This window comes from Actinocorallia sp. API 0066 (genome assembly GCF_020991275.1).
In the GTDB taxonomy this organism is placed as follows: Bacteria; Actinomycetota; Actinomycetes; order Streptosporangiales; family Streptosporangiaceae; genus Actinocorallia.
In genome coordinates this window covers 26,231-48,401 of sequence record NZ_JAJLQY010000003.1, presented here as the reverse complement: position 1 = coordinate 48,401, position 22,171 = coordinate 26,231, and the positions used below count along the sequence as shown (strand labels likewise).

Below are 22,171 nucleotides of genomic sequence, written 5' to 3'. Positions count from 1 at the left end.
GATCGCGCCCGCCCGCCTGCGGCCAGGGCTCCGACGACGAGCCCTCGCCGCGTCAGAGGCGCGCCCAGGTCTGCGGAGTGGCGGTGCAGGGCGAGCCGTCGTGGTAGGTGAGGGTGCCTCGTTCGACGTCCAGGGCGATGGTGAGGAGTGTTCTCCAACGGTCCTGGAGCGGGGCGTCCTCGGTCGGATGACAGCAGAGCGCGGACCCCTCCTCCCTGTGTTCGCGCAGGGCGGCGGCCCGGTCGGCGTCGTGCTGGAGCAGGTTGAAGTGGAGGCCGAGCCCCGCGCTGTTCACCCCGATCTTGCCGAGTACGCCGTACTCGGTGAACGTCTTGACCGTCCGTCCCGCGTCGTTCGGGTACTGCCAGACGACCTTGACGCCGTCCATCCGCTCGCACCAGTCCCACGTCTGGATGGTGCGGGGCGGGCCGTCGCCGGGCAGGTGGACGGCCGTGGAGCACTCGCCGGGCAGCGGGTGCCGGACGTGCGCGAGCACCTCGGACCGCGCGTTGAGCGCGGCGACGCGCCACAGGTCGAGCGCCGCGCCGCAGGCGATCCCGGCGATCTCGGCGGCGAGCCCCGGCGCCCAGTCCGCGACCAGGTCGAGGGTGCGGACGCCGACGTCGTGGACGAGCCGTTCGTCGAGGCCGTGCGCGGCGAACAGGCTCGCGTAGGCGTCCCAGGTGGCCTCGATCTCGGGGCGCAGCGCGGCGCCGAAGTGCTCGCCACGGGCGGCGGGCGGGAGCGGGGGCGAGGCGAAGACGGTGATCGTCACGGGCGTGCCCGCTCCGCCCGCGCGCGCAGGGCGTCGAGTATGAGTTCCAGCGCCGTCTCGAAGTTGGCGGGGTCGTCCAGGGCGGGGAGAACGCCCGAGACGGCGTCGATGTGGGGGTATCTGCCCTCGGGCAGGATCCGGTAGTCCACCTGCCAGGCGGTCAGGTCGCCTTCGCGGGTCCGAGGGTCGAGTGCGGCGAGCGCCGCGTCCTGCGCCGCGTAGGCGAGGACGAAGTCGCTGAAGACCCGGTAGTAGCGGGCCGCGTCCACGTCGGTGAAGCCCGCCCGGCGCATGCAGCCGATGACGCGGTCGACCTTGCGGAACTCGTTGGTCCGGCGCGCGGTGCGGACGCCGGAGAACTGCGCGACCTGCGGGTGGCGCAGGAACACCCGGTGCGTCCGGCGGGCCATCTCGGCGAGGTCGGCGGCCCAGTCGTCGGACGGCTCGGGCGCGCCGTCCAGCGCCTCGGCGTGCAGCGCGTCGATGAGCGCGAGCATGAGCTCGTCGCGGTCGCGGAAGTGCCGGTAGAGGGCGGTGGGGTGCGCGCCCAGCTCAGCGCCGATGGCCTGGAACGTCAAAGACTGGGCGCCGCCCCGCTCCGACACCCGGAACGCCGCGTCGATGATGAGCTCCGGGCTGAGCCGGGTGCGCGCGCGCCGCTCGGCCATCACACGCCCCGTCCGCCGACGACGGTGCTGACGACCCGGGCGGTGAGGAGTTCCTCGGGCGGGAGGGCGAACACGTCGCGGTCCAGGACGACGAAGTCGGCGTGCAGCCCGGCCGCCAGCCTGCCGAACTGGTCTTCCGCCCGGCAGGCCCACGCGGCGTCGCGGGTGGCGTGGGTGATCGCGGCGCCCAGCGGCAGCGCGTACGCCGCGACGTTGGGCGCGAGCGCCGGGTCGCTGGCCGAGCGGCGGGTCGCCGCGACGAACATGTTGTGCAGCGGCGGGTAGGGCGCGGTCGGCGAGTCGGAGCCGAACGCGAGCGCCGCGCCCGCCTCGACCATCTCCGGCCATGGGTAGCCGCGCTCGACCCTGGCGTCGCCGAGCATCGCGCGCCAGTTGTCCTGGATGGCCGGGTCGGCGTGGACGGGCTGCATGCTCGCGGTGATGCCGAGCGCGGCGAGCCGCTGGATGTCGGCGGGGTCGGCGACCTCAAGGTGCTCGATGCGGTGGCGGCGCGCGGCGGGGCCGTTGACGCGGACGGCGTGCTCGACCGCGCCGATCGCGATCCGGATCGCCTCGTCGCCGATCGCGTGCATCGCGACCTGGAGCCCGGCCCGGTCGGCGGCCGCGACGACGGGCGCGAGCGCGTCGGGCGCCCAGATCGGCCCCGGCGTCGCGCCGTCGGCGTAGGGGCTGCCGAGCGCGGCGGTGCAGCCGTCCACCGTGCCGTCGACGATGATCTTGATTCCGGTGACGCGGAGCCACGGCGAGGTGTGCGTCGCGGCGAGTTCGGCGGCCCGCGCGACGGCGGCGAACGGGTCGCCGTGCTCCTCGACCATCCAGTGGCCGACGAGCCGCGCGGTCAGGGTGCCCGCCCGCTCGGCGCGGACCATGGCCGCCAGGTCGTCCTCGCCGAGGCCCATGTCGACGGCGGCCGTCACGCCGGACTCGCGGTAGCCGCGCAGCGCGTCGGCGAGGAAGCCGTCACGGTCGGCGTCGGTCTGGGCGCCCTCCAGGACCGGCCAGACGAGCCGGTGCATGGCGGTCTCGTCGATGTAGCCGGTGGGTTCGCCGGTGGCCGGGTCGCGCCCGATGGCGCCGCCGGGCGGGTCGGGTGTCGTCGCGTCGATGCCGGTCTCGGCGAGCGCCGCGCTGTTGAGCCAGATCGAGTGGAAGTCGGCGGACTGCGCGTAGACCGGCTTGTCGGGCACCGCGGCGTCCAGCATCGCGCGGGTGGGACGGCCGCCCGGGATCTCGGACGGCTGCCAGCCGTAAGCCTGCACCCGCTCGGCTTCGGGCGCGCCCGCCGCCCACGCCTTGATCCGCCGCTGGATCTCGGCGAGGCCGCCCGACCCGGTCAGGTCCGCCTGACGCGCCGCCGCCCCCGTGCCCAGCACGTGCGCGTGCCCGTCGACGAACCCGGGCAGCACCAGCCCGCCCCCGAGATCCACCTCGGTCGCCCCGGCCCCGGCCAGCCGCCGCGCGGTCCCCACATCCCCGACATAGCCGATCCGCCCGTCGACGACGACGATCGCCTCCGCCCAGGCCCGCCGATCCCCGGTGAACACCCGCCCACCCACATACAACTCCGACATTCCGCAGCCTCCCCTTCCACCGAGTCGCCACAGGCAACCACGTGCCAGGACCCATGTCAATGCCCGTGACATTCACCGTGACATGCCCGGATGAAGGCCGACCGGCCTGGTGAGGGCATGCGTCGCGGCCCGGATGGCGAAGCGCGGGCTGTGTTCGATGGGCTGTGTTCGATGGGCCCGGGGGACGGCCGCTTCGCGGCCCCGACTTCGTCGGGAGCGGCCGTCTTCGGGCCGGGGGACGGCGCGGGACGGCGGGGGTCAGGCCGTCAGGAGGCGGAGTGCCTTCTGGGAGGGGGAGTCGGGCTCGACGGCGAAGGTGACGAGCCACTGGTCGGGGTGTCCCGCGGGTTTCATCGCGTTGACGGCGACCGCCAGGACGCCCGCGGAGGGGTGGTGGAGGCGGCAGGTGAGCGGGGTCCGGTCGGCGACGTGGTGCTCGGCCCAGAGGCGGCGGAAGTCGGCGTCGGCCGCGTGCAGGGACGCGACGACGGCGGCGACGCCGGGGTCGTGGGGGTAGCGGCTCAGGCACAGCCGCAGGTAGCCGGTGTGCTGGCGGGCCAGGGGCTCCCAGTCCGCCGGGTCGACCATCGACCGGAAGGGGCCGTCGCGGAAGACGAGGCCGGGCCAGGAGCGCAGCTCGGGCGGCAGGGCGTCGAGGTCGCCGAGGAGATGGGCGGCGGTGTCGTTCCAGGCGAGGATCTCGCCGGACCTGCCGTGCACGAACGCGGCGGACTCGGCCATGTTGTCGAGCAGGCACAGCAGGTCGGCGCGCCCCTGCGGCCCGGCCCCGCCCGCGTCGCGCCGGGGCGGGCGGACGAGGTTCGCCAGGTGCTCCCGCTCGTCGCCGGTGAGCCGCAGCGCGTCGGCGACGGCGTCCAGGACCTCGGCCGACACGCTGCGGCCGTTGCCCTGCTCCAGCCGCGTGTAGTGGGTGACGCTCACCCCGGCGAGCTGGGCCAGCTCCTCGCGGCGCAGCCCGGGGACGCGGCGGCGCTCGCCGTAGCGCGGCACACCGACGCTCTCCGGTTGCAGCCTCGCCCTGCGCGACATCAGGAAGTCGGTCAGCTCCGTACGGGTGTCCACCGTCCCCAGGGTAGTCACCGGTTGGGTACCCAAGCTGTGATGCTGGCTGCCCTCGGGTGCCCGGCCGCATGCTGGGCGGTGGGCGACACCGCGCACCGGCCGGGGGATCCGGCTGGTCAGCGCCCCCCTCGGCGACGCGCCCGATGTCCGCCGAGACGCCCTGATCCGCAGCTGATTTCGCCAATCCAAGGAGTTCTCATGGCATCCGACCCGATCCTCGTCGTCGGCGGCACCGGCAAGACCGGCCGTCAGGTCGTCGCCCGGCTCAGCGCGCTCGGCGTGCCGGTCCGGGTGGCGTCCCGGACGGCGGAGCGGCGCTTCGACTGGACGGACGAGGCGACGTGGGGCCCGGCGCTGGAGGACGTCGCCGGGGTGTACGTCGCTGCCCCGGACGAGGCCGAGACGGTTCCCGCGTTCGTCGCGCGGGCGGCGGATCTCGGCGTCGGACGGCTCGTGCTGCTGTCGGCGCGCGGGGTGGACGTGCCCGGCTACTACGGCCCAGACTACCACGGCGCGGGCGGCCACTTGCGCAACGAGGAGGCGGTCCGCGCCAGCGGGGTGCCCTGGACGATCCTGCGGCCCGGCTGGTTCGCGCAGAACTTCAGCGAGGGCTTCTTCCTCGACCCGGTCCGCGCGGGCGAGGTGCGGCTGGCCGCCGGTGACGGGGCGGCCGCGTTCGTCGACACCGGCGACATCGCGGACGTCGCGGTCGCCGCGCTCACCGAGGAGGGGCACGCGGGCGAGGTGTACGAGCTGTCGGGCCCGCGCGCGTTGACACTGGCCGAGGCGCTCGCCGAGATCGAGCGCGTCTCCGGGCACGCCGCCCGTTATGTCGCCGTCCCGGCGGAGGAGTTCGTCAAGGAGCTCGTCGGGCAGGGTTGGCCGCAGGCGGACGCCGCGATGTGGACGTCGGTGCTCGCCCCCGTCGCGGCGGGCCGCGAGGCGGTCGTCGCGGACGGGGTGCGGCGCGCGCTCGGCCGGGAGGCCACCGACTTCACCGAGTTCACGCGCGCCGCCGCCGACGTCTGGCGCTCCGCGTGACGCCGAGGCCCGCCGGTCGCCGCACAGGGCGCCCGGCGGGCCTTCAGCCGTCGGCAGGGGATCAGGCGGGGTTCCGGTAGGTGGTGAGGAGGCCGCGGCTGATGATGGTCTTCTGGATCTCGCTGGTGCCCTCGCCGATGAGGAGGAACGGCGCCTCCCGCATGAGGCGTTCGATCTCGTACTCCTTGGAGTAGCCGTAGCCGCCGTGGATGCGGAACGCCTCCTGGGTGACCTCGGCGCAGTACTCGCTGGCGAGGAGCTTGGCCATGCCCGCCTGGACGTCGTTGCGGGCGCCGGAGTCCTTGAGCCGGGCGGCGTTGACCATCATCAGGTGGGCGGCCTCGACCTTGGTGGCCATCTCGGCGAGCTTGAAGGCGATGGCCTGGTGGTCGGCGAGGCGCTTGCCGAAGGTGCGGCGCTGCTGGGCGTAGTCCACGGCCAGCTCGAAGGCGCGCAGCGCGATGCCGCAGGCGCGGGCGGCGACGTTGACGCGGCCGACCTCGACGCCGTCCATCATCTGGGCGAAACCGCCGCCGGGGGCGTCGCCGAGCACCTGGGAGGCGGCGACCCGGTATCCGGCGAAGATCGCCTCGGTGGTGTCGACGCCCTTGTACCCCATCTTGTCGATCTTGCCGGGGATGGTGAGGCCGGGCGCGACCTCGCCGAACCCGGCGGGCTTCTCGACGAGGAACGCGGTGAGGTTCTGGTGGGGCTTGGCGGCGCCCTCGTCGGTGCGGACGAGCACGGCGAGCAGGTTGGAGGTGCCGCCGTTGGTGACCCACATCTTGCTGCCGTCGATGACGTAGCCGTCGCCGTCGCGGCGGGCGCGGGTCTTGATGGCGGCGACGTCGGAGCCGAGGTCGGGCTCGGACATCGAGAACGAGCCGCGCACGTCGCCGGTCGCCATCCGGGGCAGGTAGGCGGCTTTCTGCTCCGGCGTGCCGTGCTGCCTGATCATGTGCGCGACGATGAAGTGCGTGTTGATCACGCCGGAGACGCTCATCCAGCCGCGCGCGATCTGTTCGACGACGAGCGCGTAGGTGAGCAGGGACTCGCCGAGACCGCCGTACTCCTCGGGGATGGTCAGCCCGAACAGGCCCATCTCGCGCATCCCGGCGACGATGTCGGCGGGGTAGGCGTCGGCGTGTTCGAGTGCCTGGGCGTGCGGGATGATCTCCTTGTCCACGAAGTCGCGGACGGTCGCGAGGATCTCCCGCTGCACGTCGGTGAGTCCGGCGGTCTGGGCGAGGCGGGTCACGGCGGGGTGGTCTCCTTCGGCACGGTCAGGGCAGCAGCAGCGTCAGCGTCTCGGCGACGCAGGCCGGTTTGGCGCTTCCCTCGAGCTCGATCGTGTACTGGGTGGTCAGCTGGTGCCCCGCTCCCGAGGGGCTGAGTTCGCGGAACTCGGCGGCCGCGCGGACGCGGGCGTCCACCGGGACGGGCGCGGGAAACCGAACCCGGTTCAGTCCATAGTTCACCCGCGCGCTCCCGAATTCCAGTCGGAACAGCTGCGCGCCGAACTGCGGGACGAGCGACAGCGTGAGGAACCCGTGTGCGATCGTCGTGCCGAACGGTCCGGACGCGGCGCGGTCGGGGTCGGTGTGGATCCACTGCTGGTCGCCGGTGAGCCTGCCGAACTCGTTGATCCAGTCCTGGTGCACGGGCAGCCACGGGGTCGGGCCGAGCGGCGTGCCGAGCGCGGCGCGGACCTCCTCCAGCGAGCCGAACGGCGTGGTCATGCCTTCTCCTCTCGGACTTCTCGGACGTCCCGGGCATCGCCGGAGCCCGTCACATGAACCGTCCGCCGGTCACTTCGAGCACGGTGCCCGTCATGTACGAGGACAGGTCGCTGGCGAGGAACAGCACGACGTTGGCGACCTCGGCGACCTCGCCGGGACGGCCCATGGGGATCTCGGCCATCTTCTGGTCCCAGACCTTCTGCGGCATCGCCTCGGTCATCGCCGAGCGGATCAGCCCCGGCTGCACCGCGTTGACCCGGACACCGTGGTGCGCGAGCTCCTTGGCGGCGGCCTTCGTCAGCCCGACGACGCCCGCCTTGGCGGCCGAGTAGTTCGTCTGCCCGACGAGCCCGACCTTGCCGGACAGCGACGAGATGTTGACGATCGCGCCGCTCTTCCGCGCGCGCATGATGGCGGCCGCCTTGCGGGTGCCGTTCCAGCTTCCCTTGAGGTGGACCGAGATGACCTGGTCGAACTGCTCCTCGGTCATGGTGCGCATGGTGGCGTCGCGGGTGATCCCGGCGTTGTTCACCAGCACGTCGAGCGAGCCGAAGCCCTCGACGGCGCGGGCGAGCAGCGCGTCCACGTCGTCGGCCTTGGTGACGTCGCAGCGGACGGCGGCGGCGACGTCGGGGCCGCCCAGGCGCTTGGCGGCGTCCTCGGTGGCGGCCAGGTCGAGGTCGCCGAGGACGACCCGGGCGCCCTGCGCGACGAACGTCTCGGCGATGGCGAAGCCGATGCCCTGCGCGCCGCCGGTGACGACGGCCACGCGGCCTTCAAGCAGGCTCATGATTCTCTCCTCGTGGGGGGTGGGTCAGGAACGGGCGGCGCGCTGGCCGCGGATGAGGGCGCCGCCGATGATGAGGCGCTGGATCTCGCTGGTGCCCTCGTACAGGCGCAGCAGCCGGACCTCACGGTAGATGCGCTCGACGGGCACCTCGCGCATGTAGCCGGTGCCGCCGTGGATCTGCACGGCCAGGTCGGCGACCTTCCCTGCCATCTCGGTGCAGAACAGCTTGGTCGCCGACGGGGTGACGCGCCTGTCCTCGCCGGTGTGGTACTTCAGCGCGGCCTCGCGGACGAGGGCGCGTCCCGCCGCGACGCCGGTGTACTGGTCGGCCAGCATCGCCTGGACGAGCTGGTGGTCGCCGATCGGCACGCCGCCCTGGGTGTTGGCCTCGGCGTAGGCGACGGACTCGTCGAGCGCCCGCTGCGCCGAGCCGACCGCGAGCGCCGCGATGTGCACCCGGCCTCGGGCCAGCGACGCCATCGCCGCCCTGTAGCCGACGTCCTCGGCGCCGCCGACGAGCGCGGAGTCCGGCACCCGGACGCCGTCGAGGATGACGTCGGCGGTCCAGGCGCCCTCCTGGCCCATCTTGGCGTCCTTGGGGGCGATGGACAGGCCGGGGGTGTCGGCGGGCACGAGGAACACGGCGATGCCGGGGTCGCCCTTGGACGGTTCGCGGGTCCGCGCGAACACCACGAACAGCCCGGCGAGCGGGGCGTTGGTGATGAACCGCTTCTGGCCGTCGAGGATCCAGTCGGCGCCGTCGCGGCGGGCGCGGGTGCGCAGCCCGGCCGGGTTGGATCCGGCGCCGGGCTCGGTGAGCGCGAACGAGGCGATGACCTCGCCGGACGCGATCGGCTCCAGCCACCGCTCGCGCTGCTCGTCGGTGCCGAAGTTGACGAGCACCTGCCCGGCGATCCCGTTGTTGGTGCCGAACAGCGAGCGCAGCGCGAGCGTGGTGTAGCCGAACTCCATGGCCAGCTCGACGTCCTGGGTGAGGTCGAGCCCGAGCCCGCCCCACCGCGCCGGGATGGCGTAGCCGAACAGGCCCATCTGGGCGGCGGCGTTCCGCAGGTCGTCCGGGATGCGGTCGGTCGCCATGATCTCGATCTCGCGGGGGATCACGTCGGTGCGGATGAAGCGCCGCACGGTCGCGAGGATCTCCGCGAAGTCCTCGGCACTGACCTTCTCGTCACTCATGGTCATCGATTCTCAGATCCGTTCTGATGCATGTCCAATACCAATACTTCTCTGATTGATGCGGATATGGATAAAGTCGGGGTGTGGACTTTGTGCAACTCGAGGTGTTCCTCGCCGTGGCGGAGGAGCTGCACTTCGGCAGGGCGGCCCGGCGGCTGCACCTCGCGCAGCCCTACCTGAGCCGGACGATCAAGGCGCTGGAGGACGATCTGGGCACCCCGCTCTTCGACCGCACGACCCGCCGGGTCGAGCTGACCCCGGCCGGACGGGCGCTGCTCGAACCGGCGGCGGCGATCGTCCGGCTGGGGGAGCGGGCCAGGAGCGAGGTCGAGGCGGCGCACCGGGGCGAGAGCGGCCGGGTCAGGTTCAGCTTCGCCGGGCCGTCCTCCCAGGCGATGGTCGGCGCGCTCGCGCGGGCGGTCCGGGAGCGGCACCGCCGCATCGACCTGGCGTTCCGGCCCGGACGGTACGGGCCCGCCGCCGTCCGGGAGCTGCTCGACCACACGACGGACCTCGCCATCGCCCGCTTCTCGCACGCGCCCGTCGGGGTGGAGAGCCGGATGGTCGCCCGCGAGCACGGGGTGCTCGCCGTCCCGGCCGGGCACCCCTTCGCGGGCGCCGAGTCGGTCTCGTTCGCCGACCTGTACGGCGAGCCGCTCATCGCGCTGCCGGAGTCGGTGGAGTCGGCGGTGCACGCGATGTTCGTCGCGGGCTGCCACACCGCCGGGTTCGCGCCCGACATCGTGCAGACCGCGCCCGACTCCTGGACGTGCGTCGCGCTCGTCGCGGCCGGAGTCGGACTCCACTTCACCACCGATTCGGCGGTCGCCCAGATGACACTGGACGGCGTCCGGATCGTCCCGCTCACCGAGGGGATGCCGCCGATCTCCGGCTATCTCCTGTGGCGCGCGGACGACCGGGATCCGGCCCTGGCCAAGGTCCTGGAGCTGTCCGAACGCGTCCTGCCGACGGTGGGGTGACCGCTCGGGCGCGGGGTCCTGCGGCATACCCGGGTGCCCTTCCGCCGGCGACGAGGAGTAATGTCGAACAATATATTATGCGGGAAATATAGGGGAGGGTCTGCCATGCAGGACACCGTGGCCCGGCCGCTGGCCGGGCTTGAGGTCGTCGAGTGCGCGAGCTTCGTCGCAGGGCCCACCGGCGGCATGACGCTCGCCCAGCTCGGCGCGGACGTGATCAGGATCGACCCGGTCGGCGGCGGCAGCGACCACCGGCGCTGGCCCGTCGTCGGCGACGGGACGGGCGGCCCGGAGGCCGAGTCCTACTACTGGGCGTCGCTGAACAAGGGCAAGCGCTCGATCGCGATCGACATGCGCTCCGACGAGGGCCGCGAACTCGTCACCGCGCTGATCACCGCGCCCGGCGAGCACCGGGGCGTACTGGTGGACAACGTCGTCGGCCGTGGCTGGATGGCCAACGACGTGCTGACGGCCCGCCGCCCCGACCTCGTCCACGTGCGCGTCCAGGGCTACCCGGACGGCCGTCCCGCCGTCGACTACACGGTCAACGCCGAACTGGGCGTCCCGGCCATGACCGGCCCCGAGCACAGCGCCGCGCCGGTCAACCACGTGCTCCCCGCCTGGGACCTCGTGGCCGGGCTGACCGTCTCGACCGGCGTGCTCGCCGCCCTCTACGAGCGCTCCCGCACCGGGCGCGGCACCTTCGTCGAACTCGCGCTCTCCGACGTCGCGCTGGCCGGGGTGGCGAACCTGGGCTGGCTGTCGGAGGCCGCCGAACGCGGCACCGGACGCCCCCGGCAGGGCAACCACCTGTACGGCACGTTCGGCGTGGACTTCGCCTGCGCCGACGGGGAGCGCGTCATGGTCGTCGCGCTGACCCCCGGCCAGTGGCGGGCCGTGTGCACGGCCACCGGCACGACGGACGTCTTCGCCGCGCTGGAGCCCGCGCTCGGCGTCGACCTGACCGACGAGGCCGACAGGTACCGGGTGCGCGACACGATCGAAGCCGTCCTCAAGCCCTGGTTCGCCGCCCGCGACAGCACCACCGTGCACACCGCGCTCACCGGCCACCGGGTCCTGTGGGGCCCGTACCGGGGCATGGCTGAGGTCGTGGCCCAGCACCGCGCGGGCGCGCACCCGGTGCTCGCCGACGCCGTGCTGGCGTGCGGCGCGAGCGCGATCACCGCGCGCTCGCCACTGCGCTGGAACGGGGACCACGGGAGCGCGGGGGAGGCCCCCGAGCTGGGCCGGGAGACCGACGAGGTGCTCGCCGGACGGCTCGGGCTGAGCGACGCCGAGATCGGCGCGCTGCGCGCCCGTGGCGTCGTCGCCGGGCCCGACAAGAGCTAATACTTAATATATGATGTATACTACCGCCCACAGAGAGAAGAGGACCCCATGAGCCGCTACGCGCGCTTCGAGCACCTGCGGGTGGACAAGCCCGACGAGCACGGCGTCGTCGAACTCGTCTTCGACGCGCCGAACCTGAACGCGGTGAGCGAGGGCGCGCACGCCGACCTCGCCGAGGTGTGGCGCGCGTTCGACGCCGACCCCGAGGTCAAGGCGATCCTCATCAGGGGCGAGGGCAAGGGCTTCTCCGCGGGCGGCGCGTTCGAGATGGTCGAGCGGATCGCCGAGGACTTCGAGACCCGCTCCCGCGTCATGCGTGAGGCCCGCGACCTCGTCTACAACCTCCTCGACTGCTCCAAGCCCATCGTCTCGGCCATCCACGGCCCCGCCGTCGGCGCCGGGCTCGTCGCGGGCATCCTCGCCGACGTCTCCGTCGTCACCAGGACGGCGAAGATCATCGACGGGCACACCAGGCTCGGCGTCGCGGCGGGCGACCACGCGGCGATCTGCTGGCCGCTGCTGTGCGGCATGGCCAAGGCCAAGTACTACCTGATGACGTGCCGTCCCCTGAACGGCGAGGAGGCCGAGCGGATCGGGCTCGTCTCGCTGTGCGTGGACGAGGCCGAGGAGCTGCTGCCGACCGCGCGCGAGGTCGCCCGCGAGCTGGCCACCGGCGCGCCGACCGCGATCCGCTGGACCAAGCAGTCGCTCAACAACTGGTACCGGCAGGTCGCCGGATCCATCTTCGACGCCTCCCTGGCCCTGGAGTTCTATGGGTTCGGCGGCCCGGAGGTCAGGGAGGGCCTCGCCTCCCACCGCGAACGCCGCAAGCCGCGGTTCTGACCGGCGTCCCCGGCCGGGCACCCCCACACCGAGCAAGGAGAAGACTCGTGAACCCCTACCGCTCCATGCTGTTCGTCCCCGGGCACAAGCCCACCTGGGCCGAGAAGGCGGTCGCGGCGGACGCCGACGCGCTGATCCTCGACCTTGAGGACTCCGTCCCGGTCGCCGACAAGGCGGCGGCGCGCCGGACCGTCCGGGACACCCTCGGACGGCTCCGCGAGCAGGGCGTCCGGCCCGACGTGTGGGTGCGGCCCAACAGCTACGACAGCGGCCTGTTCGGCGCCGACATCGAGGCGATCGCGGTGCCGGGCCTGGCCGGGCTGTTCCTGCCGAAGGTCTTCTCCGCCGACGAGGTCAAGCGCATCGACGCCGTCGTCTCGCACGTCGAGGAGCGCGAGGGCCTCGCCCCCGGCTCCATCGGCCTCATCCTCAGCTACGAGACGGCGGTGTCGATGGCGCGCTGCGAGGAGATCGCCGCCGCCAGCCCGCGCGTCTCCAGCCTGCTCGGCGCGACCGGGCCCAACGCCGACGTCGGCCGCGAACTCGGCTTCGAGTTCACCCCCGAGGGCCTGGAGACCCTCTACCTGCGCAGCCGGATCGTGCTCGCCGCCCGCGCGGCGGGCCTGCACCACCCCGTCACCGGCGTGTGGCAGGACATCCGCGACCTCGACGGGTGCCGCCGCTTCGCCGAGGACTCCCGGCGGCTTGGCTACCGCGGCCTCGTCTGCATCCACCCGTCCCACGTCGCCGTCGCGAACGAGGTGTTCACCCCCAAGCCGGAGACCGTCGACTTCTACCGCCGGATGGTCGAGGCGTTCCGCAAGGCCGAGTCCGAGGGCAGCGCCGCCGTCGACTTCGAGGGCCAGCACATCGACATCGCGCACGTGAAGACGGCCGAGGGCGTCATCGCGCTGGCCGAGTCCGTCGGCGTCTGACGAGCCCTGACCCGCCCTCCGGGACACGCCTCGTCACGCCGAGCGACGTCCCGGGGGCCGGGTCGCCCGCGCCCTAGGGTGAAGCGCATGCCAGGCCACGCCGTGTCCCGGACCAAGCGGGCGGTCTCGCCGCTCGAACTGCTCTACGACGTCATCTTCATCTTCGCCGTCTCCCAACTCGCCCACCACCTCCTTGAGCATCTGACGTGGCGCGGCGCGGCCGAGACGGGAGTGCTGCTCGTCAGCGTCATCGGGACCTGGGCGTTCACCAGCTTCGGCGCGACACTCCTGGACATCGACAGGCCGCGCACCCGGCTCATGGTCGTGGTGGCCATGGGCCTCGGGCTGTTCATGAACGCGGCGATCTCCCGCGCGTTCGGCGGCGGCCCCTGGGCGTTCGTCGTGCCGATGCTGCTGATCCTGCTCGTCGTGCCCGCCATCGGCGCGCTGCTTTCGCCCGGCCCGGAGATGCGCCGCCACTACCAGCGCGTCCTGGTGTGGCACGCCGTCGCGACCCCGCTGTGGATCGCGGGCGCGCTCGCCGCCCCCGGCCCGCGGCTCGCCTGGTGGGGCGCCGCGGCGCTCATCGACCTCCTCGGCACGCTCCTCGCGCACCCCCTTCCCGGCCGTGTCTTCCACTCGGCCAGCGTGGTGTTCGACGCGGGCCACATGCTGGAACGCCTGCGCCTGTTCCTCATCATCATGCTCGGCGAGACCATCCTCACCGTCGGGCCCGCCGTGGCGGACGCGCCCGTGGACGTCCCCACGGTGGCGGGCACGACCGGCGTGTTCGTCGCCCTCGTCTGCCTGTGGGGCAGCTACTTCGGCGGCGGCGAGGACGTGATCGCCCGCCACCTCGCCACGACCCGCGACCCGCTGCGCTCGGTCCGCCTCGCCATCAACACCACCTACGCCACCCTGACCGGCCTCGTCCTCTTCGCCGTCGGCAGCGAACTCGTCATCGCCCACCCCCTCGGCCACGGCTCCACACCCGTCGCCCTCCTGCTGTTCGGCGGCACGCTCCTCTACCTCGGCGCGCAAGCCTGGTACTACCGCGCCACGATCGGCCGTGCCTGGCGTGAACGCGCCGTCCTCTGCCTCGTCTTCGCCCTCGCGGGCCTCGCCGCGCCGCTGCTCCCGCCGCTGGCCGCCCTCGCCCTCCTCAACGCCCTCCTCATCCCCACCGCCTTCACCCTCGCCCGCACCCACCGCAGAACCGCCACGATCCTCACCGCCACCCGACCCTGACACCCGCACCCGCCCTCGCCCCGCGACCGCCTGGACCGCGTGGACCGCACGTCGGGTCGGCTCATGGCGGAGTCTTCCCCGGTGCGCGAGGGTTCTCGCCTGTCCGTCAGGAGAGATCGTTGTGACTCGCGGGAGAACCGGGTGTGGCGTGCAGGCCAGGTGTGGCGTGTGAGGCGCGTGTGTGGTGTGTGAGGCGCGTGCGTGGTGTGTAAGGCGCGTGCGTGGCGTGTAAGGCGGGGGAGGGGCGCGCGGAGGGCCGGGGGAAGGGTGGGCGGAAGGCCGGGGGAGGGGTGGGCGGAGGCCCGGGGGAGGGGTGGGCGAAGGGCCCAGGTGTGGCGTGTGAGGCGCGTGTGTGGCGTGTAAGGCAGGGGAGGGCGCGCGGAGGCCCGGGGGAGGGGTGGGCGGAGGGCCTGGGGGAGGGGAGGGAGGCCCGCGGCTGGGGAAGGGCCGCGGGCCCCGGTGTGGATGGGGCGGGTCAGGTGGATGGGGCGGGTCGGGAGGGTCAGGTGCCGGTGCGGGCGGCGGCGGTGAGGTGGCGGCTGACGCGTTCGATGAGCACGGCCATCTCGTAGGCGACCTGGGCGGCCTGCGGGCCGGAGTCGCTGAGCACGGCGAGGCAGGTGCCGGTGCCCGCGGGCAGCACGAAGAAGAGCCGGTCGTCCAGTTCGATGACGGCCTGGTTGATGCGGTCGGCCGCGTAGTGCTCGGCGGCGCCCCTGGCCAGGCTGTGGAACCCGGAGGAGAGCGCGGCGAGGAACTGGGCGTCCTTGGCGGCGAGTCCGCGCGAGTTGGCCATCACCAGGCCGTCGCGGGAGAGGAGGAGGGCTTGGTGGACGGCAGGCACCCGGTCGACGAGGTCGTCGAGCAGCCAGTTCAGTTCGCCGGTCACGGTCTGTTCCGTTCGTTCTCGGGGTCTGCGGGGTTCTTCCCTTCGCGCGCCATCGTCCAGCCCTGCTGGAGCGAGGCCATGAGGGCGCGGCTCGACTCGGGATCGGGCTCTTCGAAGTCGTCGTCGGGCAGGGAGGCGGCGGGTGGGGCGCTGGTCCGCAGCTGCGGCGCCATGTTCTGCTGGCGGCGGCGGCGCGGCAGCCGTCCCGGCGTGCTCCCGGACTCGAACCTGTTGTCCGCGCCGCGCGGCGGCTCCAGCACGGGGGAGGGCGGCCGCGCGTGCGCGCCCGAGGACGTCGCGGGCGGCTCCAGCTCCGGCCGGGGCGCCGACCGCTCGACGGCGGGCCGCCGCTCCGCCTCGTGCACGGTGAGCGCCGACGGGATGAGCACCACGGCCGTCGTGCCGCCGTACGCGGACGGCTGGAGCGCGACCCTGATGCCGTGCCGGTCGGCGAGCCGCGCGACGACGAACAGGCCGAGCCTGCTGGAGTCGGCGAGGTCGAACTCGGGCGGGTCGGCGAGCCTGCCGTTCAGCTCCGCGATCTGGTCCGGGTACAGCCCGAGCCCGCGGTCGACGATCTCGACGGCGAGGCCGTTGGCGACCGTCTCGGCCTTGACGAGCACCTCGGTGCCGGGCGGCGAGAACACCGTGGCGTTCTCGATGAGTTCGGCGAGCAGGTGGATGACGTCGGCGACGATGGCGCCGGTGATGGAGGACGACCGGGAGACGATCGGCTCGACCCGCGTGTAGTCCTCCACCTCCCCGATGGCCGCCCTGATGATGTCCTCGATCGGTACGGGGTGGTCGAATGCGCGCACGGTCGGCTCTCCGGACAGGATCACCAGACCCTCGGCGTGCCGCCGCATCCGGGTCGTCAGGTGGTCGACCTTGAACAGGTCGTCGAGTTCCTCGGGGCTCGCCGCGCGCCGCTCCATCTGGTCGAGGAGCTGGAGCTGGCGTTGCAGGAGGCCCTGGCTGCGCCAGGACAGGTTGACGAACACCTTGCCGATGCTCTGCCGCAGGTGCGCCTCGCCGATCGCGACCTCGACGGCGGTGTGCTGGACCGTGCCGAACGCCCGCGCCACCGACACGATCTCGCTGGTCCTGGCGTCACCGGGCAGCGGCGCCTCGGCGAGAGACCTGTCGACGTCCTCGCCGCGCCGCAGCCGGGCGACGACGTCGGGCAGCCGCTCGTCGGCCAGGGTGTGCGCCGCCTTCTCCAGCCCTTTGAGGTCGCCGGTGATGCTCCGCGCGAGCCGGATCGACAGCAGCAGCGACCCGATGACGGCGAGGAGCCCGAGGCCGCCCGCGACGACCAGCCGCGTCATGATCTGCCGCCCGATCGGCTCGACGTCGGCGCGCAGCGCGGTGACGACGTCCGGGGTGGGCCCGAACAGCGCGGGCATCGCGGCGCCGACGGCCTGCTGCCACTCGGCGACGGACGGCCCGTTCTTGGTGTTGACCCCGGCGACGCCGATCCGCCGCTCCAGGTCGGTGAGGCGCGCGTACTCGGGGGTGCGCGCCGCCGCCTCGAACTTCGCCGCGTACTCCGCGTCGAGGCCGGACACGCCCAGGCGGAAGAACTGCTCACGGGCGCTGGCCCAGCCCGCGAACGCGGCGCGCTGGGCGGGGTCGAGCTTCCCGTCGTGGGGCAGGCCGCCCAGCAGCGCGGTCTGGCGCATCAGGAGGTCGCTGGACCGGAACAGGTCGAGCACCGAGGCGCCGTTGCGCTGGATGTCGAGGTCGTCGATGGAGACCACAACACCCATCAGGTACATGATGGTGTCAAAGACCTCGCTGTAGCCGTTGACGACGTCGAGCGGGTTCGCGTCCTTCACCTGGGCCCGCAGGGTGGAGATCCCGGTGAGGGCGTCGTCCACGGCGCGGAGCCGGGTCTCGGTGATCGGGTCCATCACGTCGCGGCTGTCCGGGGAGAACGCCTCGGCGCGGAACCCGGCGATGAGGGTGTCGGTCCTGGAGACCTTGTCGGCGAAGTCGGAGGTGCCCATGGCGGCCGCCGTGCGCTCCTCCTGGATCGCGATGATCACCCCCTCGATGGGTTTGTGCAGGTATTCGGTCTGGGCCCGAAGGTCAAGCATTCGCAGCGCCTCGTTGAGCGACGCGCCGGCCGCGAAGGCCCACAGCGCGACGAGCGAGACGAGGGGGAGGACCAGGACGAGGGCGAGCCGTCCGCCGACGGGGGCGGCTCCTGACCTCCTCGGGCTCCTGGTCGCCGACCGTCTACCGCGCACGGCTCATCCCGTCCTCCTCAAAACACAAAAGTCTTTCGTATCGTGCATCATGAGTTTCATATGATGCATGATGTTCACCTGCACGGTAGTTCGCGCGCGGATCGACGGCAACGGGCCGCCGGTTTCGAGATGAAATCGAGTGCCGCGCAGCCAGCCCCGCCGTGCCGGACCAGCTCGGAGCGGGCCGAGCCCGTCCGCACGGGGTCGCGGACGGGCTCGGGGGAGACGCGGCCGAGCGCGCCGCCGGTCGGGCGGCGGCTCCGGCGGTGACGCGCCGATGGTTCAGCGCTTGGCTTCGAGGCGCTCGGTGATCGGCTGGTAGATCCAGCCCAGGCGGACCTGGGACAGCGCCTCGCTGATGATCATGTCGGGGGTGTTGTAGGCGGCGGCGAGCGCGTCGACGGTCTTCTGCGGGTCGTCGATCTCCAGCTCGTAGATGGCCAGGTACTTCCACGGGTGCGGCGGCTCGGCCCGCTGCGCGTCGGCCAGCTCGAACCGCTGGGCCGCGACGAAGCCCGGAATCCGCAGGGCGTCGTGCAGGTGGGTGTTGTCGTACCAGTCGTTGTACTCGTCCTCGCGGCCTTCGACCGGGTTCGTCAGGACGATGTAGGTGTACTGACCCATGGGGTGTGGACTCCTCTCCCGACGACGCGTCGGGGGTGGGGGAAAGTGAGATGGATAATATATCGTGCATTGCTTCGGATGTGAAGCGCGTCTCTTCTGGGTGTGTGTTTCAATACATAATACGTAGTCCATGATGCTGCGCACGCCGCCGATCGGGCGCTCGGCGGCGGTTCTTCCGTACCGTTCACCCCCCCTCTTGGAGGTACAGGAATGCAAGCCCGTTACGCCCAGTCGAAGATCGTCGTGAGCGACATCGAGAAGTCGGTGGCCTTCTACACGACGGTTCTGGGCTTCACCGAGGTGCACCGCATCGAGTTCACCGGCCCCGACGTCATCGAGGTCGTCCTGGCCGGCGCCGACGGCAAGCCTTCGCTCGTCCTCATCGCGGGCGACGCGCTGCCGGTGCACTCGGGCCAGGCGTCGTGGACGAACGTGGTCCTCAACGTCGACGACGCGGCCGCCGCGGCGGAGGAGCTCAAGGCCGCGGGCCACGAGCTCGCCTTCGAGCCGCCGCTGTCGGTCGGCGGCGTCACGATCACCATCGCGGTGGACCCCGACGGCTACCTCGTCGAGATCATCTCCTCGACGGGTGAGGTCCTGGAGTCGCTCCCGGAGGGCACCGCCAAGATCCCGCACCCGATCCCGGAGATCCACGAGCGCGTCCTCCGCTGACGCGCTTCCCCCGCCGAGCCCGCCGCCCGAAGTTCCCCGGGCGGCGGGCTCGCCGCTGTCTCCGGGGCCTCCGCCGGGCAGGTGAGGACGGCCCAGGGAGAGGGCAGTCTCCCTGGGCCGTCGGCTCGGTGGGGCCGGTCGTCTCAGGGTCAACGGTCCAGGTTGACGACGACCGACTTGGTCTCCAGGAACTCCTCAACGGCGTCGGCGCCGTTCTCCCGGCCCCAGCCGGACTGCTTGTAGCCGCCGATGGGCATCTGGACGCCGCCCGCCCGGTGGATGTTGACGCCGATGCGCCCCGCCTTCAGGCCGCGCGCGACGCGGTGCGCCACGCCGACGTCCCGGGTCCACAGGCTGCCCGCCAGCCCGTACTCGGTGTCGTTGGCGATCGCGATGGCCTCGTCCACGTCGTCGAAGGGCAGCGCGCCGATGACGGGGCCGAAGATCTCCTCCCGGACGATCTTCATCTCGCTGGTGACGTCGGCGACGACGGTCGGCTCGTAGAAGAAGCCCCGGTCGCCCACGCGCTTGCCGCCGCTGACGACGGTGGCGCCCTCCGCGATGCCGCTCTCGACGTACCCGGACACCCGCTCCAGGTGCCGCCGCGAGATCAGGGGGCCGATCTCGGCGTCGGGGTCGGTGGCGTACCCGATCCGGGTGGCCCGGCCCGCGTCCGCGACGCCCTGCACCACCTGGTCGTACACCGAGCGGTGCACGAGCAGGCGGCTGCCCGAGGTGCAGATCTGGCCGGTGTTCCAGAAGATGCCGACGGCGACGCCCGGCACGACCTGGGCGAGGTCGGCGTCGGCGAACACGATGGTCGGGGACTTGCCGCCGAGTTCCAGCGCGACCTTCTTGAGGTTGCCCGTCGCGGCCTGGATGATGCGCCGGCCGACCTCGCCGGACCCGGTGAAGCTGATCTTGTCCACGTCGGGGTGCGCGGTGAGCGCGGCGCCCGCGTCGCCGAAGCCGCTGAGCACGTTGACGACGCCGGCGGGCACGCCCGCTTCGAGCAGCAGCCTGCCCACGGCGAGCGAAGTGAGGGGGGCCTCCTCGGAGGGCTTCACCACGCACGCGCAGCCCGCCGCTAGCGCGGGCGCGATCTTCATGGCGAGGTTGATCAGCGGCGCGTTCCACGCGGTGATGGGCCCCGCCACGCCGATCGGCTCCCTGAGGGTGTAGCCGTGGAAGCGCCGCTCGCCGGGGCCGATCTCGACGGTCTTGCCCTCGATCTTGTCGGCCCAGCCGCCGAAGTACCGGAACTGGTTGACCGCCTCGGCGATCATGAGCCGCGCCTGGGTGACCGGCATGCCGACGTCGAGGCTCTCCAGCCGGGCCAGCGCGTCCGCGTTGGCCTCCAGCAGCTCGGCGACGCGCCAGAGCACGACGGCGCGCTGGGCCGAGGACAGACCGGTCCAACGCCCTTCGTCGAAGGCGGTGCGGGCGACGGCGACGGCGGCGTCCACGTCGCTCGCGTCCGCGCGCGCGACCCGGGTGACGACCTCGCCGGTGCCGGGGTCGACGACGTCGAACGTGGCGCCGGAAAGGGCGGGCACGAGGGCGCCGTCGATGAGCAGCCTGCCCTCCTTGCCGTCGGGACCGAGCGCGAGTGCGAGCGCGTCTTCGGCGGATACGGTCATGGCCCCTCCTCAGGGGGTAAATTTTAGACATGATATATTATGCTCGGATCCTGTGGTGGGTTTCCATCCCCCGCCCGCCGGGAAAGCGGGCGGGGGACCCGGGGACCGCCGTGGGGGGCGGGCGGCGGCCCGTTCGGCGCCCGGGGTGAGCCGGGCGGGAGTCCCGCGGGGAGCCGTGCGCGGGGCGGGTGCGCACGCCTCAGTCCACGGCGACCTCCGTGGTCGCGCGGGCGGCGTCACCGCCGCCGCAGTGCACGGTCTGGCCGGTGTAGAAGAGGTCGGTCGAGCAGTTCTCGTCGTCCGTCACCGTGACGCTGACGGTGTGCCTCCCCGGGGCCGCGTAGGTGTGGCTGACGGTCGGCGACGTGGTGGTCCTGCTGGTGCCGTCGCCGAAGGTCCAGCGGTAGGCGGCGACCGTGCCGTCCGGGTCGCGCGACTCCCTGGCCGAGAAGGTCCTGGTGCGGCCGTTCCCGCCGGTGGCCTTCAGCGCCGCGACCGGGCCCAGGTTCGGGGTGATCACGGTGGCGGGGCCGTCGGAGAACACCACGCCGGTGTCCACGGCGGGCAGCCCGGACTCGGTGAGGCTGCCGTCGGGGTTCACAGCGTAGGTGTAGATCCGCGACGAGATGTGCCTGGTGAGCACGTCGATGACAAAGAGCTTGCTTCCGTCGGGGCTGAGCCTGACCAGGCCCGGCATGTTGCCGTCGCGCGGGCCGGGGTAGGGCGAGCCGGGCAGCGGGGTGAGCCTGCCGTCGGCGCCGATCGCGAAGCCGGGGATGTCGCCGCCCGCCGCCTCGGGCAGGTACAGGCGGCGCGAGTCGGCGGTGATCGCGACGCCGTGCGGCATGCCGCCGGTCGCGTAGGGCGAGCCGGGCGTCGGGGTGAGCCTGCCGTTCGCGCCGATGGCGAAGCCGGAGACGTTCTCGCTGTTCTCGTTGGTGATGTAGAGGAAGCGGCCGTCCGGGGTGATCGACGGCAGCACCGCGGTGTTCCCGGTCGGCACGGGGTCGCCGAGCTGGGTGAGGGTGCCGTCCTTGCCGATCCTGAGCGCGTAGACGTTGTTGGCGAAGATGCCCGCGACGTACAGGTGCTTCCCGTCGGGGGTGACCGCCGGGAGGCTGAGCAGGGTGCCGCCGCCGAGGCGGAACTCGGGGGCGCCGGAGGGCCTGAGCTCGCCCGACGCGGCGACGTCGTAGGAGCGGACCTTGCCGTTGAGCCCGCCGATGGTGGCGAACAGCCGCTTGCCGTCGGGGGTGAGGGCGAGGCCGATGACGGGTGTCTCGGCGACGATCTTGGCGCCGGGCAGCGGGGTGAGGGACCCCTGGGCGCCGATCCGGTAGCCGGTGATGGAGTTGTTCTTGAGGCTCGCGATGTAAGCGGTCTTCGCGTCGGGGCTGACGACGACCGAGAAGCCGAAGTCCGTCTTGTACGGCGATCCGGGGACCTTCGCGAGGGAGCCTTCCCGGCCGAGCCGGAAGACGGCGGTGTCCATCGAGGCGGTGCCGCCGGTCAGCAGGAAGCGGGACTTCGGGGCGGTGTCGGCGGGCTCGGGGGCCGCGGTGGCGGGCGCGGAGGCCAGCAGCGCGGTGGCCGCCAGGGTCAGCGCGGCCGCGGAGGCGGTCGCGGCGGTGCGCGGGTGAAGCTTCGTGTTCCTGAACAAGGGTGTTCACGTCTCCGTGGGTCGGGGGCCTTGGATGAGCCGTGTTCAGGCGCCGGAGGGGGTGCTTACGATCCGCAGGCGCGTCGCTCGGGCAGCCGGAGCGGGGACGCTTCGGGGTGGTTCCGGCTGCTCGGTGCCCGACACTAGTCACGCCGGAATCGGCCGACTGTCCAAGTAGTTGCACACGGGTGCG

General features: G+C 72.6%; 20 protein-coding genes. 7 read left to right on the top strand and 13 right to left on the bottom strand.

The features are described 5' to 3' along the window. Nucleotides 1–52: 52 nt before the first annotated feature. The 4 genes from LO762_RS08050 to LO762_RS08035 all read right to left on the bottom strand — a co-directional run bounded on the left by LO762_RS08050 (nt 53) and on the right by LO762_RS08035 (nt 4,118). Nucleotides 53–775, bottom strand: a complete 723-nt coding sequence (locus LO762_RS08050) for a C45 family peptidase (RefSeq protein ID WP_230613680.1) — start codon at nt 773–775, stop codon at nt 53–55. Next, a complete protein-coding gene (locus LO762_RS08045; RefSeq protein ID WP_230613678.1) occupies nt 772–1,443 on the bottom strand; it encodes a TetR/AcrR family transcriptional regulator in 672 nt (223 codons plus the stop codon). Before LO762_RS08045 ends, LO762_RS08050 begins: the two co-directional genes overlap by 4 nt. Further along, nucleotides 1,443–3,035: an amidohydrolase gene (locus tag LO762_RS08040; protein WP_230613676.1), complete on the bottom strand. Its 1,593-nt coding sequence runs from the start codon at nt 3,033–3,035 to the stop codon at nt 1,443–1,445. The genes LO762_RS08045 and LO762_RS08040 overlap by 1 nt, the downstream gene beginning before the upstream one ends. A gap of 258 nt (nt 3,036–3,293) precedes the next feature. Beyond that, nucleotides 3,294–4,118: a helix-turn-helix domain-containing protein gene (locus LO762_RS08035; protein ID WP_230613674.1), complete on the bottom strand. Its 825-nt coding sequence runs from the start codon at nt 4,116–4,118 to the stop codon at nt 3,294–3,296. A gap of 198 nt (nt 4,119–4,316) precedes the next feature. On the opposite strand from LO762_RS08035, the gene LO762_RS08030 reads away from it, so the two are divergent. Then, a complete protein-coding gene (locus LO762_RS08030; RefSeq protein ID WP_230613672.1) occupies nt 4,317–5,159 on the top strand; it encodes an NAD(P)H-binding protein in 843 nt (280 codons plus the stop codon). A 61-nt stretch (nt 5,160–5,220) separates the two neighbouring features. Here LO762_RS08030 and LO762_RS08025 read toward each other — a convergent pair whose 3' ends face one another. The 4 genes from LO762_RS08025 to LO762_RS08010 are packed head-to-tail and all read right to left on the bottom strand — an operon-like array spanning nt 5,221 to nt 8,885. After that, nucleotides 5,221–6,417: an acyl-CoA dehydrogenase family protein gene (locus LO762_RS08025; protein WP_230613670.1), complete on the bottom strand. Its 1,197-nt coding sequence runs from the start codon at nt 6,415–6,417 to the stop codon at nt 5,221–5,223. A 25-nt stretch (nt 6,418–6,442) separates the two neighbouring features. Next, nucleotides 6,443–6,898, bottom strand: coding sequence for a MaoC family dehydratase (locus LO762_RS08020; protein WP_230613668.1), 456 nt, complete (start codon nt 6,896–6,898; stop codon nt 6,443–6,445). Between the two features lie 49 nt (nt 6,899–6,947). Then, nucleotides 6,948–7,688, bottom strand: coding sequence for a 3-oxoacyl-ACP reductase FabG (fabG, locus tag LO762_RS08015; RefSeq protein ID WP_230613667.1), 741 nt, complete (start codon nt 7,686–7,688; stop codon nt 6,948–6,950). Nucleotides 7,689–7,712: 24 nt separating this feature from the next. Continuing rightward, a complete protein-coding gene (locus LO762_RS08010; RefSeq protein ID WP_230613666.1) occupies nt 7,713–8,885 on the bottom strand; it encodes an acyl-CoA dehydrogenase family protein in 1,173 nt (390 codons plus the stop codon). 83 nt (nt 8,886–8,968) lie between these two features. On the opposite strand from LO762_RS08010, the gene LO762_RS08000 reads away from it, so the two are divergent. From LO762_RS08000 to LO762_RS07980, 5 genes are all read left to right on the top strand, one after another. Beyond that, nucleotides 8,969–9,865 (top strand): LysR substrate-binding domain-containing protein, encoded by an 897-nt coding sequence (locus tag LO762_RS08000; RefSeq protein WP_308103554.1) that lies wholly within the window; start codon nt 8,969–8,971, stop codon nt 9,863–9,865. 105 nt (nt 9,866–9,970) lie between these two features. Further along, nucleotides 9,971–11,215: a CoA transferase gene (locus LO762_RS07995; protein WP_230613665.1), complete on the top strand. Its 1,245-nt coding sequence runs from the start codon at nt 9,971–9,973 to the stop codon at nt 11,213–11,215. Between the two features lie 48 nt (nt 11,216–11,263). Further along, nucleotides 11,264–12,058 carry an enoyl-CoA hydratase/isomerase family protein gene (locus LO762_RS07990; protein WP_230613663.1) on the top strand — a complete coding sequence of 265 codons (795 nt, stop codon included), beginning with the start codon at nt 11,264–11,266 and terminating at the stop codon, nt 12,056–12,058. 47 nt (nt 12,059–12,105) lie between these two features. Beyond that, entirely contained in the window at nt 12,106–12,993 is an 888-nt protein-coding gene (locus LO762_RS07985; protein WP_230613661.1) for a CoA ester lyase, read from the top strand. 87 nt (nt 12,994–13,080) lie between these two features. Continuing rightward, nucleotides 13,081–14,241 (top strand): low temperature requirement protein A, encoded by a 1,161-nt coding sequence (locus tag LO762_RS07980; RefSeq protein ID WP_230613659.1) that lies wholly within the window; start codon nt 13,081–13,083, stop codon nt 14,239–14,241. A 502-nt stretch (nt 14,242–14,743) separates the two neighbouring features. Here LO762_RS07980 and LO762_RS07975 read toward each other — a convergent pair. From LO762_RS07975 to LO762_RS07965, 3 genes are all read right to left on the bottom strand, one after another. Beyond that, nucleotides 14,744–15,130, bottom strand: a complete 387-nt coding sequence (locus LO762_RS07975; protein ID WP_230613658.1) for a roadblock/LC7 domain-containing protein — start codon at nt 15,128–15,130, stop codon at nt 14,744–14,746. After that, nucleotides 15,127–17,382, bottom strand: coding sequence for an ATP-binding protein (locus tag LO762_RS07970; RefSeq protein ID WP_230613656.1), 2,256 nt, complete (start codon nt 17,380–17,382; stop codon nt 15,127–15,129). The genes LO762_RS07975 and LO762_RS07970 overlap by 4 nt, the downstream gene beginning before the upstream one ends. Nucleotides 17,383–17,664: 282 nt before the next feature. Beyond that, complete coding sequence (locus LO762_RS07965) at nt 17,665–18,006, bottom strand: DUF4286 family protein (protein ID WP_230613654.1); 342 nt, start codon at nt 18,004–18,006, stop codon at nt 17,665–17,667. A gap of 210 nt (nt 18,007–18,216) precedes the next feature. Between LO762_RS07965 and LO762_RS07960 the strand changes: the two genes are divergently transcribed. After that, nucleotides 18,217–18,678, top strand: a complete 462-nt coding sequence (locus tag LO762_RS07960) for a VOC family protein (RefSeq protein WP_230613652.1) — start codon at nt 18,217–18,219, stop codon at nt 18,676–18,678. A 149-nt stretch (nt 18,679–18,827) separates the two neighbouring features. Here the strand turns inward: LO762_RS07960 and LO762_RS07955 are convergent, their stop codons facing one another. Continuing rightward, nucleotides 18,828–20,318 carry an aldehyde dehydrogenase gene (locus tag LO762_RS07955; protein ID WP_230613650.1) on the bottom strand — a complete coding sequence of 497 codons (1,491 nt, stop codon included), beginning with the start codon at nt 20,316–20,318 and terminating at the stop codon, nt 18,828–18,830. Between the two features lie 199 nt (nt 20,319–20,517). Then, a complete protein-coding gene (locus LO762_RS07950; RefSeq protein WP_255685194.1) occupies nt 20,518–21,978 on the bottom strand; it encodes a PKD domain-containing protein in 1,461 nt (486 codons plus the stop codon). Nucleotides 21,979–22,171 lie beyond the last annotated feature (193 nt).

Excerpts from the sequence above, each read along its gene's own strand:
- LO762_RS08045 (WP_230613678.1), bottom strand. The coding sequence starts at position 1,443 with ATGGCCGAGCGGCGCGCGCGCACCCGGCTCAGCCCGGAGCTCATCATC.
- LO762_RS08040 (WP_230613676.1), bottom strand. The coding sequence starts at position 3,035 with ATGTCGGAGTTGTATGTGGGTGGGCGGGTGTTCACCGGGGATCGGCGG.
- LO762_RS08030 (WP_230613672.1), top strand. The coding sequence starts at position 4,317 with ATGGCATCCGACCCGATCCTCGTCGTCGGCGGCACCGGCAAGACCGGC.
- LO762_RS08020 (WP_230613668.1), bottom strand. The coding sequence starts at position 6,898 with ATGACCACGCCGTTCGGCTCGCTGGAGGAGGTCCGCGCCGCGCTCGGC.
- fabG (WP_230613667.1), bottom strand. The coding sequence starts at position 7,688 with ATGAGCCTGCTTGAAGGCCGCGTGGCCGTCGTCACCGGCGGCGCGCAG.
- LO762_RS08010 (WP_230613666.1), bottom strand. The coding sequence starts at position 8,885 with ATGAGTGACGAGAAGGTCAGTGCCGAGGACTTCGCGGAGATCCTCGCG.
- LO762_RS07995 (WP_230613665.1), top strand. The coding sequence starts at position 9,971 with ATGCAGGACACCGTGGCCCGGCCGCTGGCCGGGCTTGAGGTCGTCGAG.
- LO762_RS07990 (WP_230613663.1), top strand. The coding sequence starts at position 11,264 with ATGAGCCGCTACGCGCGCTTCGAGCACCTGCGGGTGGACAAGCCCGAC.
- LO762_RS07980 (WP_230613659.1), top strand. The coding sequence starts at position 13,081 with ATGCCAGGCCACGCCGTGTCCCGGACCAAGCGGGCGGTCTCGCCGCTC.
- LO762_RS07965 (WP_230613654.1), bottom strand. The coding sequence starts at position 18,006 with ATGGGTCAGTACACCTACATCGTCCTGACGAACCCGGTCGAAGGCCGC.
- LO762_RS07960 (WP_230613652.1), top strand. The coding sequence starts at position 18,217 with ATGCAAGCCCGTTACGCCCAGTCGAAGATCGTCGTGAGCGACATCGAG.
- LO762_RS07955 (WP_230613650.1), bottom strand. The coding sequence starts at position 20,318 with ATGACCGTATCCGCCGAAGACGCGCTCGCACTCGCGCTCGGTCCCGAC.